Consider the following 13,059-nt stretch of genomic DNA (forward strand, 5'->3'; position numbering starts at 1 on the left):
TTGCCGGAGGTCTTCCCTATGTCACGCGTTCACAACCTCCCGAGGAACTACACCTAGGCCGCGATCACTCCGGTTCCCAGCAGGATCAGCAGCGTCGCGCCCAGCAGGATGCGGTAGATCACAAACGGCAAGAAGCTGTGCGTAGAGATCCATTTCATGAAGAATGCGATCACGCCCAGCGCGATGACGAAGGCGATGCCGGTTGCCGCAACCGTCTCTCCCATGGAGAAGTACTGATCCGGCGCGTCCCAGCTCTTGAACACCTGGTAGAAACCACTGCCGAAGACAGCAGGAATCGCGAGCAGGAACGCGTAACGGGCTGCGGCGGCACGCTCATAGCCCAGGAACAGCCCCATCGTGATGGTGCCACCCGAGCGCGAGACACCGGGGACGAGCGCGAGAGCCTGCGCAAGGCCGAACAGGATGCCGTGCGGGTAGGTCAGCTGGTCGAGCTTGCGCCGCTTGGCACCCACGTAGTCGGCGACTCCTAGCAGGATGCCGAACAGAATCAGCATCGAGGCGACGAGCCACAGTGAACGCAGCACCGTTTCGATCTGGTCTTGGAAGACCAGGCCCAACACCACGATCGGGATGCTGCCGATGATGATCAGCCACCCCATCCTGGCGTCAGGGTCATTGCGCGGAAGCTTGCCGACGAGCGAGCGGAACCAGTGGCTCACGATGCGGGTAATGTCGCGCCAGAAGAAAACCACGACAGCCGCTTCGGTACCGATCTGCGTGATCGCCGTGAATGCGGCGCCGGGATCCTCACCCGATCCGAGGAACGAGCCGACGATGCGCAGGTGCGCGCTGGACGAGATCGGGAGGAACTCGGTGAGTCCCTGGATGACGCCGAGAAACAGCGCTTCGAGCAGGTGCATGGAGGGCCTTCTGAGTTAGGGAAACACGTCAGTACGTGCGCAGCAGATCGGTCAGAACCTGCTGACCAAAGACAAGTGATTCTACTGGTACTCGCTCGTCAACTCCGTGGAACATCCCCGTGAAATCGAGATCTGCCGGGAGTCGCAGCGGCGCAAAGCCATAACCGGTGATGCCGAGCGTGAACAGCGCCTTGTTGTCGGTGCCTGCACCGAGCAGATACGGGATGATGGGGACGCCGGGGTCGTGGCGGCCGAGGCTCTGCACCATCGCATCGACGAGACCGCCCTCGAAGGGCGTCTCCATACCGATGTCACGAACGACCGTCTCGATCACGATATCGTCGCCCACGATTCGTTGCAGCTCTGCAAGCACTTCATCTTCGGTTCCCGGCAGCACGCGAACGTCAATGAGCGCCTCGGCACGCTCGGGAATCACGTTGTGCTTGTATCCGGCGGTGAGAGCGGTCGCGTTGGCGGTCGTCCGGAAAGTCGATCGCAAGAACGCCTCAGCGGGGCCGGATGCCGCGGCAAGCGCATCCGGATCATCCACGGAACGACCAGTCAGGTCACTGAGCCCGCGCAGCAACGCTTCTGTGGTGGGTGTCAGTTTGATCGGCCACTGCGTGCGTCCGATCGCGGCGACCGCTTCGGCGAGTTTCACAACTGCATTGTTGTCGTGCAGCCGGCTGCCGTGCCCCGCGCGCCCCTTCGCGACGAGGCGGATCCAGATCAGCGCCTTCTCGCCGACCTGCAGTAGATAAGCACGGCGGTCGTCGACCGTGATCGAGTAGCCGCCCACCTCACTGATCGCCTCGGTCGCACCGGCGAACCAGTCCGGACGATCTTTGACGACGAGCGCCGAGCCCTCGACACCGCCGTTCTCCTCATCAGCGAAGAAGGCCAGGATGAGGTCACGTTCCGGCTGATCGCCCGAACGCAGGATGTCTGCCACTGAGGTGAGGATCATTGCGTCCATGTTCTTCATGTCGACAGCGCCACGACCCCAAAGCATCCCGTCACGTACCTCGCCCGCAAATGGGTCAACGCTCCAGTCTTCTGCCATCGCTGGAACGACGTCGAGGTGCCCATGCACGACGAGCGCCGGCTTGCGCGGATCCCGACCAGGAACTCGGGCCATCACGTTGGTTCGTCGTGGGATCGGCTCGTAGTACACCGGTGTGAGCCCGATGCCCTCCATGTAGGCACCCACGTACTCTGCCGCTTCGCGTTCGCCCTCGGCTTTGCCGCCGCCAAAGTTCGAGGTGTCGAAACGGATAAGGTCCTGTGCGATGCGCACGACCTCCGGATGCTGTGGCTCAACCATGTGTCCAGGCTACCCAAGCCTGCGGCACGCCCGAGGTGTCCCTTCGGTTCGATGCGGACTGTCGAGCATGGTAATGTTTTTCTTCGGTCGGCAACGACCTTTCATCACCTGCGCGGGTGGCGGAATGGTAGACGCGCTACGTTGAGGTCGTAGTGCCCGTAAGGGCGTGGGGGTTCAAGTCCCCCTCCGCGCACAAGATGAGAATGGCCCGGATCCGCAAGGATCCGGGCCATTCTTCTTGCTCGCAGTCTCGCCGATTAGACGGCACCGACGCCGAAGGCGAGACCGAGCGCATGGGTGATCGCGGCGGCTCCGAACCCGATCGCGAGCTGACGCAGCGCGCGTCCGAGCGGTGGGCCTCCGGAGAGGATGCCGACCATCGCCCCGGTGCCGAGCAAGGCAGTACCTACGAGCACGAGTGCGACGATGACCGCAGCGATGCCCTGGAGACCGAAGATCCACGGCAGCACCGGGATGATCGCTCCGGACGAGAACAGCAGGAAGCTGGAGATCGCAGCCGACCAGTCGGTACCCACGATGTCGTGGTCGGCGCCGGCGTGCGCACGAATCGGGCCGGTGGCGGCCCGACGCACACCTTCCTGAGCTGCCGTGATGATCCGGCGTGAACGCGCCAGCGCTTCTGCCTCGTCGACGCCCCGCGCACGGTACACGAGCGCCAACTCGTTCTCATCGATGTCGAGATCACCGGCAGACAACGCGGCATCCTCATTCGCCTCCGTCGAGGCGAGCAGCTCACGTTGAGACCGCACAGATACGAACTCGCCTGCGCCCATCGACAGCGCTCCTGCCAGCAGACCAGCGATTCCGCTGAAGAGCACGAAGCCCGGGCCCACCCCGGTGGCACCGATACCGAGGACAAGAGCCAAGTTGCTGACGAGCCCGTCGTTCGCGCCGAACACCGCGGCACGGAACGAACCGGACAGTCGTCGTCGACCACGCGCCGCGAGTCCGCGCACGACCTCTTCGTGGATCTTCTCGTCCGCCCGCATAGCGGGGGTCGCGTACTGCTCGGCGTCGTAGGGCGAGCGGCCTTCTGCTGTCTGCGCGAGCACAAGCACGAAGATCGATCCGAAGCGTCCCGCCATCCACCCAAGCGACCGTGAGCGGATGCCTGCCTTCGGAAGCCGGGCCGGCTCGCCACCGAGTAGATCAAGCCAGTGCTGTTCGTGTCGGCGCTCTGCGTCGGCGAGGCTCTGCAGAATCTCTTTTTCTTCACCCGACTTGCGGCCGGCCAGCTTCTGATAGACCAACCCCTCTGCGCGCTCCTCGACGAGATAACGCGCCCAGCGGCGGCGATCAGCTGCGGTCGGCTCTGCGGCTGCACGCGCGGTCATAAATCCTCCATGATGCGGTGAACAACCCGTATTCGGGCACGATCAACGCTAGCTAGGCTGCGGAGGCCAGAACGCCGAAAAGCGGGGATTGCCAGCATTTCGGGACTCCTAACCCTTCGACGGGCTCAGGGGCCGGAGCGGACACGGCCTAGGTGCGTACGCGCTTACGGAGTACCTCGATGCGCGACTGCAACTGCGTCACCGTCGCCTGTGCGACTGCCGGCCCGCCGCAGATACGACGCAATTCGGCGTGCACGGCACCATGCGGCTCGCCTGCCTGCCGGGCGTAGAGCCCGACGAGGCTGTTCAGCAGTTGGCGTTGCTCGCGCAGGGTGCGGTGCAGCGGCGCCGGGAGGGTCGTTGTGACTTCAGGCCCGGCTTCTGCTTCTCGTGCCTCACGAAGCCGTGCCTGACGCGTCTGGCGCTGCATGAGAAGCTCGTGGACGTGCTCGGGCTCGAGCAGGCCAGGAAGGCCGATGAACTCTTCTTCTTCAGGCGTTCCGGGCTCAGCGAGCTGCCCGAATTCTTGTCCTTCGAAGACGACGCGATCGAAGTGCGCCAGCGACGAGATCGCCTGATAGCTGAACTCTTGGGTCAGCGCGTCGGATGTTTCTTCCTCTCGATTCGCACTCTCCAGCAGCGAATCATCGAGCCCGTCATCGTCTTTGCTCTGTCGATCGAGGGCGTGATCGCGCTCCTTCTCCAGTTCGCTCGCGAGGCCCAGCAGAATCGGCACATTCGGGAGGAAGATGCTCGCGGTCTCACCACCGCGGCGGGCACGCACAAAACGGCCGATCGCCTGGGCAAAGAACAGCGGTGTCGATGAGGAAGTCGCATACACACCGACCGCGAGGCGCGGCACATCGACGCCTTCGGACACCATCCGAACGGCAACCATCCAGCGGCTGCCATCGGTGCTGAATCTTTCGATTCGCTCAGATGCTGCCGCTTCGTCAGAGAGCACGATCGTGGGGCGCTCACCAGTGAGGCTGTGCAAAATCTTCGCGTAGGCGCGGGCAACCGTCTGATCCGTTGCGATCACGAGGCCCCCGGCATCCGGGATGTGGTGGCGAATCTCGGTCAGACGGCGGTTTGCGGCCGACAGTACCGCCGGCATCCACTCGCCTTCGGGGTCAAGCGCCGTGCGCCAGGCCTGAGAGGTGACGTCTTTGGTATTGTCTTGCCCGAGATGCGCTTCGAGTTCATCGCCCGCGCTGGTTCGCCAGCGCATCTTGCCGGAGTACATGTGAAACAACACCGGTCGGACGACACCGTCAGCGAGGGCGCGACCGTAGCCGTAGTTGTAGTCGGTGGTGGAGATTCGGCTGCCCGATTCGTCTGGCGCGTAGACGACGAACGGAATCGGCGCAGTGTCGCTGCGAAAAGGCGTGCCCGAGAGCAGTAGACGTCGCTTGGCGGGGCCGTAGGCATCCCGGATCGCGTCACCCCAGCTGAGAGCGTCACCACCGTGATGCACCTCGTCGAGGATCACCAGGGTCTGCGCATCTTCGGTCAGATGGCGGTGCACTGAGGACTTCGCAGCCACCTGCGCATAGGTGACGACGGCGCCGTGATACTGGCGCGAGGGCGCCCAATGACTGTTGCGGAAGCGCGGATCGAGGCGAATACTCACCTTGGCAGCCGCATCCGCCCATTGGGTCTTCAGATGCTCGGTCGGGGCCACCACGATAATGCGGTTCACCTCGCCGATTTTGAGCAACTCGACAGCAAGCGTCAGCGCGAAGGTTGTCTTTCCTGCACCCGGCGTCGCAGCAACCAGGAAATCGCGCTGATCCCGCTCGAAGTACGCGTTCAGCGCCTCCCGTTGCCAAGCGCGCAGCTTGTCAGCTGTTCCCCAAGGGGCACGCTGGGGATAGGACGGAGAGAGCATCGAATCAAGCGTAATCGGTGCCGGGGACATCAGGCGCGCGGTACCTATGGAGCACACTACTCGGCCAGGTAGGCTCGTTCCGTGCCAAATAACCCGGACGTGCCCATCGACGTACTCAACGCCCCGGCGCACCCGTGGCGTCGCTTCGTCGCCATCGGCGACTCGTTCACAGAGGGCATCGGTGATCCTGATCCCGCTACGCCCGATGGGCATCGTGGCTGGGCTGATCGGGTGGCAGAAGTTTTGTCGCAGCAGGTCGACGACTTCGCCTACGCCAACCTGGCTGTCCGAGGAAAGCTGATTGCTCAGATCGCCGCCGAGCAGATCGAACCGGCTGTCGCGCTGCGCCCCGATCTCGTCTCGCTCTGCGCGGGCGGTAACGACGTCATCCGGCCGGGTACTGATCCGGATGCGACCGCCGCGCAATTCGAGGATGCTGTGGTGCGCCTCGCGTCGACCGGGGCAACCGTCCTGGTCTTCACCGGCATCGACACCGGGTTCACACCTGTGCTCCGACGATTTCGAGGCAAAGTCGCCATCTACAACGAAAATATTCGAGCCATCGCCGAGCGTCACGACTGTGTCGTCGCTGATCAGTGGGCGCTCAAGACTGTGCAGGACTCGCGGTTCTTCGCGGATGACCGTCTGCACTACAACGCCCTCGGTCACCACGAAGTTGCACGAATGGTGTTGCGCGCGCTGAACGTGCCGAACGGCCTTCAGGCCATGCAGCCCGATCCGCTACCCATCCGCACCTGGCGTGAGGCCCGCGCCGGAGACCTTGGCTGGGCACGCGAGCATCTGATGCCCTGGGTGCTGCGACGGTTGAATCATCAGTCCTCTGGTGACCACATCGCCGCGAAGCGCCCGGATGCTGCTCCGTTCGTGTTTCCGAAGCCGGAGTAGTCAGCGAGACAGCGCCCACAAGGCGACAGCGGCGGCAGAGGCGACGTTCAGCGAATCCACTCCCCCGCGCATCGGGATCGTGACCACGGTGTCGGCACTCTCGAGTGCGGTCGAGGAGAGTCCATCGCCCTCTGTGCCGAGGACCAGCGCGATCTTTTCCGGCCGCGCGGCGGCGTACACGTCCAGCGGCACCGACTCGTCGCTCAGTGCGAGCGCCGCGATCCCGTAACCAGCTGCGTGCAGCTCTGCCGTGGCATCCGACCAGTCAGCAAATCGTGCCCACGGCACCTGGAAAACGGTGCCCATGCTCACTTTGACGCTGCGACGATAGAGCGGATCTGCGCAGCGCGGCGAGACCAGCACCGCATCAGCTCCGAGGCCAGCCGCAGCGCGAAATGCAGCGCCGACGTTGGCGTGCTCGATCAGATCTTCGAGCACGAGCACGAGACGCGCATCGCGCACGATCTCAGCCACCGACGGCTGCACCGGCCGGTGCATCGATGCGAGTGCACCACGGTGCACGGCGTATCCGGTGACCTGCTCGGCGATCTCGTCGGGGACGACATACACCGGGATATCTGTGGCGCCGAGGATCTCTTCGATCCCGGCAACCCAACGGCGCTGCGTCAACACCGAACGAGGGTTGTGCCCCGCGGCGACCGCGCGCGCGATCACCTTCGCGGACTCCGCGATGTAGAGGCCGCCCTGCGGCTCCTGAACGCGACGCAACGCCGTATCGGTGAGATTCCGATAGTCGGCGAGACGCGAGTCTCCCGCGTCGGTGACATGCTCCACGTGCATGCTGACAACTCTGCCATCTTGTACCGTCCTGGCTGGAGCGCTGACGTTGGGCACGCCGTAGACTCGCTCAGGGAGGTTTGGTGAGTGTGACGACCAGCGCTGAGCTGTCAGCCGGTATTGCGAAATCCGCCGACCTTTTGCGGGGCCGAAAGATCGCGCTCCTCACCGGTGCCGGAATCTCCACCGACTCCGGCATCCCCGCCTACCGGGGCGAAGGTGCGCGTACTCGAGCCGATCCGATGACCATCCAGCGTTACCTCGCGGATGAAGCCGCTCGGCGACGTTACTGGCTCGGCGGGCATCTCGGCTGGCGTGCGTTCGCCGCCGCCGAGCCGAACGCCGCGCACATCGCACTCGCGGAGATGGAGCGCGACGGGATCGTCTCCGGCGTCATCACACAGAACGTCGACGGCCTGCATCTGCGCGCCGGAAGCGCCCGCGTGATCGAGGTGCACGGCACCATGCGCCGCGTCGTCTGCCTGCAGTGCGGACAGGTCTTTGACCGGCGTGATGTCGCGACGCAGATCGAGAGTCTCAATCCCTGGCTCACCGTCCCGGAGAGCGTCGCACTCAACCCGGATGGCGATGTCGCCCCGGAAAGCATCGATGCTTTCGTCGTGCCGAACTGCACGGTGTGCGGCGGCATGCTGAAACCCGACGTGGTCTTCTTCGGCGAATATGTGCCCGGGGACCGATTCCGCGCGGCCGAATCACTGCTTCGCGCGAGCGACGCCCTGATCGTCGCCGGCTCATCACTCGTCGTCAACTCCGGTGTACGTCTGGTCGAACGCGCCCGCCGCCGCAGCATCCCGATGATCATCGTCAATCACGAGCCGACGCGCGCGGACGCCTGGGCGCATGTGACGCTCGCCGGCGGAACCGGCGACGTGCTCCCCGCCCTCCAGGAGCTCTTGCAGTGACCCACATCACCCTCGTCCGCCATGGTCAGACCGACTGGAACCTCGCCCGCAGAATCCAGGGATCAACAGACATCCCGTTGAACGACACCGGGCGCGATGACGCCCGCAGTGCTGCAGCCCTGCTCGCCGACGGCACGCATCACGTGATCTATGCGAGCCCGCTTGTCCGCGCACACGAGACGGCCAAGATCATCGCGAGTGAGCTCGGTATGTCTGATCCCGAGATAACTCACGGCATGCGCGAACGCGAATTCGGGCAAGCCGAGGGGCTCCTCGTCAAGGAGTACATGTCCGCCTACGGCGACTGGTTGAGCGCGCCTCCCGGCGCCGAGACGATGGAAGAGGTGCGCGATCGTGCGCTCGCTGCCCTCGACGTCATCTCCGAGCAGTCGCGTCGGCGGTCTGCTCCGGTCGCCGAGTCGGTGATCGTCGTCACGCACGGTGGAGTGATCCGCTCCTTGCTCAACCATGTCTCCAGTGGCACGCTGCCGCGCGAAGGCGAACCGCTCCGCAATGGTTCAGCCCACCGATTCGAAGCGTCACCCGGCGGGCTTCGGCTTCTGGATGCGGTAATCCACTAGCGCGAATGCGCCACCACCGAGCGTGCGTGGCGGAGCACTGGTTCGTCGATCATCCGCCCGCGGAATCGGAAGACGCCGCGCTCCCCCTCCGCGGCGGCCAGCACGTCATGCGCCCACGCTGTCGTTTTGGCATCCGGTTGATACGCCTCGCGGATGACCGACACCTGATTCGGGTGGATGCACGCGGTGGCGCTGAAACCGGATGCCGCGGCATCCGCCGCCTCTTGCGCGAGGCCCTTCGTATCGTCGATATCGATGTGTACGGCGTCGATCGCAGCCTTACCGTGCGCACCGGCTTCAAGCAGCACCTGGGAGCGCGCGTATCGGGCGACATCACGGTAGCGGCCATTCGTCTTGCGGCTCGAGGTTCCGCCGAGGGAAGCGACCAGATCCTCCGCCCCCCACATCATCGCAACGACTCGCGGGTGAGCGGCGATCAGGCGTGCATTGCTGATTCCTTTCGCGGTTTCGCAGAGCGTGATCAAAGAGAACCGGTCATCAAACACATCGAGGGATGCCGCATCTTCCGTCTTCGCGACCATGACGGTGCGAAAGGGAGATTGCTGGAGCATCGTCAGATCGCGTTCGAACTCGTCCGTGTCTGGCGCGTTGACGCGAACGATCACCCCCGCGGGATCGAGCGTTGATGCAGCCACGTGCTCGCGCGCGCTCGCTTTGGCAGCGGGAGCGACAGCATCCTCCAGGTCGAGGATCACCGCATCGGCACGTTCGAACGCCTTCCCAAATCGCTCAGGGCGATCTGCGGGACAAAAGAGCAGTGCTGGACCTGCAGCCCAGTGGGCAGCGTCCTCGTCAAACGGCATCCGTTGTCTCCTTCGGCAGGCAGTGCACCAGCGCGGTCCGTGTGGCCTTCGCGACGATCAGGTCGTTCTGGTTGCGACCGATGTGCGCGATCGTGCAGATCCCCTGTCCTGGGCGTGAGGACGATAACCGCTTCTCGGTGATCGTGCTCTCGGTGTACAGCGTGTCGCCCGCGAACAGCGGATGCGGAAACGCAATGTCCCCGAGCCCGAGTTGAGCGACCAGCGTGCCCTGGGTGAGTTGGGCAACCGACGCGCCAACCATGGTCGACAGGGTCCACATCGAGTTCATCAGACGCTGCCCGAACTCTTGAGTATCAGCGAATGCCGCATCCAGGTGAAGTGCCTGAGTGTTCATCGTGAGCGTCGTGAACAGCACGTTGTCGGCCTCGGTGGCAGTCCGCCCCGGACGGTGCAGGTAGCGCACCCCCACCTCAAACTCTTCGTAGTACAGCCCGCGCTGAATGATGTCGGTCATGCTGCCACGCTACCCGGCGAGGCCCAGCGCACGCGCGATGACAAGCAGCTGCACTTCGGTGGTGCCCTCGCCGATCTCGAGGATCTTCGAGTCGCGATAGTGACGTGCAACCGGGAACTCGTTCATGAACCCGTTGCCGCCGAAAATCTGGGTAGCGTCGCGGGCATTGTCCATCGCTGCGTCGCCGGCGACGAGCTTCGCAATCGCGGCCTCTTCACCAAACGACTTGCCCGCATCGCGGAGGCGTGCGGCGTGGTGCCACGCGAGACGTGCGGTGTGCACGCGAGCCCGCATCCGCGCGAGCGTGAACTGCGCGTTCTGGCGAGTGCTCAGCGCGCTGCCGAAGATTGTGCGGCTCTTGGCATATTCAACTGCTGCCTCCAGGCATCCCTCGGCAGCGCCAGTCGAGAGCGCCGCGATCGCGATGCGCCCCTCGTCGAGAATGCTGAGGAAGTTCTTGAAACCCCGCCCCTCTTCTCCGAGCAGGTTCGCCGCAGGGACGCGCGCACCGTCGAAGGTCAACGGGTGCGTGTCGGAAGCATGCCAGCCGACCTTGTCGTACGGTGCCTCGACGGTGAATCCGGGCGTGCCGTTCGGGACGATGATCGTCGAGATCTGTTTGCGTCCGTCTTGCACCGCTGTGACAGCCGTCACTGTGACGAAACGAGTGATGGGGGTGCCGGAGTTGGTGATGAACTGCTTCGACCCATCGATCACCCACTCGTCGCCCTCACGCCGCGCCGTCGTGCGCGTCGCGCCCGCATCGCTGCCGGCCTCTGGCTCCGTCAGGCCGAAACCGGCCAGTGCGCGCCCTGCCAGTAGCTCGGGCAGATACTCGGCCCTCTGCTCGTCGTTGCCGAAACGGAAAATCGGCATGGCGCCCAGGCTCACGCCGGCCTCGAGTGTGATTGCGATCGACTGGTCGACGCGCGCGAGTGCCTCGATCGCGAGGCCGAGCGCCATGTAGTCGCCACCCTGGCCGCCGACATCCTCGGGGAACGGGAGCCCGAACAGACCCAAGTCTCCCATCTGGCCGACGACATCCATCGAGAGCGTGTGCGTCCGATCGGCTTCATATGCCTGCGGTGCGACAACAGTTTCGGCGAACTCACGCACCATCGCGCTGAGTTCGCGCTCTTCTGTACTGAGATCTGCGGTCATGGCGTTCCTCCATCATTGCTGTTCGTCGTCGGTATGGATGTGTGTGCTGAGACGGACGCGACCGGCTGGTCACGTCGCATCTGATCGCCGAGCGCGACCAGAAGGTGCACCGTGCCGTCGTGCGGAGCGAGCACCGGGTGCTCCATCTTCATCGCCTCGATCGATACGAGCGCCTGTCCGGCGGTGACCGTCGCGCCGTCTTCGACGTGCACAGCGACAACGGTTCCGGGCATGGGTGCGCGCGCCTCGGGGCTGGTCTCTTTCGCGACCGGATGCTGCGCAGCGAGGCGCCGTTGCATCCGCTGTCTACGGGTCAGGGTGCGAAGCCGCGCGCTGCGGCCGCCCTCGGAGACCCAGATCGCACCGTCGGCGTCGGTGGCGGCGCTGGCACTCCCCGCCGAAGCATCCGGTGCCTCCAACACCTCGTCAGCATCGGTGAGAAACGTCCTGCCACCCACGTTGGTATCAACGAGTCCGTCCCACACCTGCCCGGCCCGGCGAGAAACAGTTTGCTGCATGAGACCCATGTTCTGACGGTGTGTCTCATGCTGCAACTGATGTTTCGCGGCGACGAGCATGCGCGCGGACACAGGCGCGGCCACCACAGGCAACAGCGTCTCGATCAAGCCCGTGTCGAGGTCGCCGCTCACGACGCGCTCATTCGTGCAGAGTGCACGCAGGAAGGCGATGTTCGTCTCCACGCCGAGCACGACCGTCTGCGCGAGCGCCTCGTCGAGACGCGCCAACGCGGTTTCACGGTCCGGTCCGTGCGCGATCACCTTGGCGATCATCGGATCGTAAAACCCCGTGACGACGCTCCCGCTCTCAATCGCGGCATCCACTCGCACCCCCCGCGGCGGAGTGAACAGCAGAATATGACCGGTCGACGGCAGAAAACCGCGCTCAGGAGATTCTGCGTAAATCCGCGCCTCAACCGCGTGACCGCTCAGCGTCGGCACAGCGGGAACGGCCCCTCCGGCTGCGACGTCGAGCTGCAGCGCGACCAGGTCAAGTCCCGTGACCGCCTCCGTCACCGGATGCTCCACCTGCAGACGCGTGTTCATCTCGATGAAGAAAAAGTCTTCGGGTGCGTCGGCGTCGACGAGAAACTCGACCGTGCCCGCGCCGACGTAAGAGACGCTCTCAGCCGCGCGCACCGCAGCGTCGAACAGGCGCTCCCGCATCCCGTCGGGCAGCCCCGCCGATGGTGCTTCTTCAATGACCTTCTGGTGACGACGTTGCAGCGTGCACTCGCGCTCGCCGAGTGCGATCACCGTGCCGTGCTGGTCGCCGAACACCTGCACTTCGATGTGGCGCGGGCGCCGAATCAGTCGTTCCAAGATGAGCGAGTCGTCACCGAAGGCAGACGCCGCGACACGACGAGCGGATGCCAGCGCTGCACCGAGTGCGCTCGCCTCGGTGACTACTTCCATGCCCTTGCCGCCGCCACCCGCGCTGGGTTTCACCAGTAGCGGGTAGCCGACCTCAGACGCACGCGTAGCGATCTCGCCATCGGAGAGCCCCGCGGCGTTGAATCCCGGCACTACCGGCACGCCCCGCGCTTCGACATGATCGCGTGCAGTGGCTTTATCGCCCATGATTTTGAGGGCCTCGATCGAGGGGCCGATGAAGACGATACCGGCGTCAGCGCAGGCCGCAGCCAACGCGACGCTCTCCGAGAGGAACCCGTAGCCGGGGTGGATCGCCTGCGCGCCGGTCTCTTTCGCCGCTCGGATCACGGCATCAACGTTGAGATACGACTCTGCGGCGGGCGCGGGTCCGATCAGCACCAACTCGTCGGCTTCACGAACGTGGGCGGACGCGGCATCCGCCTCGCTGTACACGGCAATGCTCCGCTGGCCACGCTCTCGCAGTGTCCGAATGATGCGACGCGCGATCTCGCCACGGTTGGCGACCAGGACCGATGGTTTGTTCATGTC

12 protein-coding genes and 1 tRNA gene are annotated in these 13,059 nt (G+C 64.6%); 4 read left to right on the top strand and 9 right to left on the bottom strand.

The window, feature by feature from the left end:
• Window positions 1-53 precede the first annotated feature (53 nt).
• Window positions 54-881, bottom strand: a complete 828-nt coding sequence (locus DC31_RS09855; protein WP_036279414.1) for an undecaprenyl-diphosphate phosphatase — start codon at window positions 879-881, stop codon at window positions 54-56.
• A gap of 28 nt (window positions 882-909) precedes the next feature.
• The gene (locus DC31_RS09860) at window positions 910-2,205 is read right to left on the bottom strand and encodes a M20/M25/M40 family metallo-hydrolase (RefSeq protein ID WP_036279416.1); all 1,296 of its coding nucleotides are present in this window, start codon (window positions 2,203-2,205) and stop codon (window positions 910-912) included.
• A 110-nt stretch (window positions 2,206-2,315) separates the two neighbouring features.
• Here DC31_RS09860 and DC31_RS09865 point away from each other — a divergent pair.
• Window positions 2,316-2,398: transfer RNA gene (locus DC31_RS09865), tRNA-Leu, on the top strand.
• A gap of 64 nt (window positions 2,399-2,462) precedes the next feature.
• Here DC31_RS09865 and DC31_RS09870 read toward each other — a convergent pair.
• Together DC31_RS09870 and DC31_RS09875 are read right to left on the bottom strand one after the other, a co-directional pair.
• A complete protein-coding gene (locus tag DC31_RS09870; RefSeq protein WP_036279418.1) occupies window positions 2,463-3,560 on the bottom strand; it encodes a VIT1/CCC1 transporter family protein in 1,098 nt (365 codons plus the stop codon).
• Window positions 3,561-3,708: 148 nt separating this feature from the next.
• The gene (locus DC31_RS09875; RefSeq protein ID WP_200872896.1) at window positions 3,709-5,451 is read right to left on the bottom strand and encodes a DEAD/DEAH box helicase; all 1,743 of its coding nucleotides are present in this window, start codon (window positions 5,449-5,451) and stop codon (window positions 3,709-3,711) included.
• Between the two features lie 81 nt (window positions 5,452-5,532).
• Between DC31_RS09875 and DC31_RS09880 the strand changes: the two genes are divergently transcribed.
• Entirely contained in the window at window positions 5,533-6,357 is an 825-nt protein-coding gene (locus DC31_RS09880) for an SGNH/GDSL hydrolase family protein (RefSeq protein WP_051606701.1), read from the top strand.
• Here DC31_RS09880 and DC31_RS09885 read toward each other — a convergent pair whose 3' ends face one another.
• The gene (locus DC31_RS09885; protein WP_036279421.1) at window positions 6,358-7,158 is read right to left on the bottom strand and encodes a TrmH family RNA methyltransferase; all 801 of its coding nucleotides are present in this window, start codon (window positions 7,156-7,158) and stop codon (window positions 6,358-6,360) included.
• Between the two features lie 80 nt (window positions 7,159-7,238).
• On the opposite strand from DC31_RS09885, the gene DC31_RS09890 reads away from it, so the two are divergent.
• The gene (locus DC31_RS09890; RefSeq protein WP_200872897.1) at window positions 7,239-8,078 is read left to right on the top strand and encodes a Sir2 family NAD-dependent protein deacetylase; all 840 of its coding nucleotides are present in this window, start codon (window positions 7,239-7,241) and stop codon (window positions 8,076-8,078) included.
• Window positions 8,075-8,659, top strand: coding sequence for a histidine phosphatase family protein (locus DC31_RS09895; protein WP_036279427.1), 585 nt, complete (start codon window positions 8,075-8,077; stop codon window positions 8,657-8,659). The genes DC31_RS09890 and DC31_RS09895 overlap by 4 nt, the downstream gene beginning before the upstream one ends.
• Here DC31_RS09895 and DC31_RS09900 read toward each other — a convergent pair.
• From DC31_RS09900 to DC31_RS09915, 4 genes are read right to left on the bottom strand one after another with little or no spacing between them, the layout of a single operon-like run.
• Window positions 8,656-9,483 (bottom strand): HpcH/HpaI aldolase/citrate lyase family protein, encoded by an 828-nt coding sequence (locus tag DC31_RS09900; RefSeq protein ID WP_036279429.1) that lies wholly within the window; start codon window positions 9,481-9,483, stop codon window positions 8,656-8,658. The two genes, DC31_RS09895 and DC31_RS09900, sit on opposite strands and share 4 nt — an antisense overlap.
• Window positions 9,473-9,958 (bottom strand): MaoC family dehydratase, encoded by a 486-nt coding sequence (locus DC31_RS09905; protein WP_036279431.1) that lies wholly within the window; start codon window positions 9,956-9,958, stop codon window positions 9,473-9,475. The genes DC31_RS09900 and DC31_RS09905 overlap by 11 nt, the downstream gene beginning before the upstream one ends.
• 9 nt (window positions 9,959-9,967) lie before the next feature.
• Window positions 9,968-11,119, bottom strand: coding sequence for an acyl-CoA dehydrogenase family protein (locus tag DC31_RS09910; protein ID WP_036279435.1), 1,152 nt, complete (start codon window positions 11,117-11,119; stop codon window positions 9,968-9,970).
• Window positions 11,116-13,056 (bottom strand): acetyl/propionyl/methylcrotonyl-CoA carboxylase subunit alpha, encoded by a 1,941-nt coding sequence (locus DC31_RS09915; protein WP_036279438.1) that lies wholly within the window; start codon window positions 13,054-13,056, stop codon window positions 11,116-11,118. The genes DC31_RS09910 and DC31_RS09915 overlap by 4 nt, the downstream gene beginning before the upstream one ends.
• Between the last annotated feature and the right edge of the window lie 3 nt (window positions 13,057-13,059).

The sequence above is a fragment of the Microbacterium sp. CH12i genome, assembly GCF_000685355.1.
Classification (GTDB): domain Bacteria; phylum Actinomycetota; class Actinomycetes; order Actinomycetales; family Microbacteriaceae; genus Microbacterium.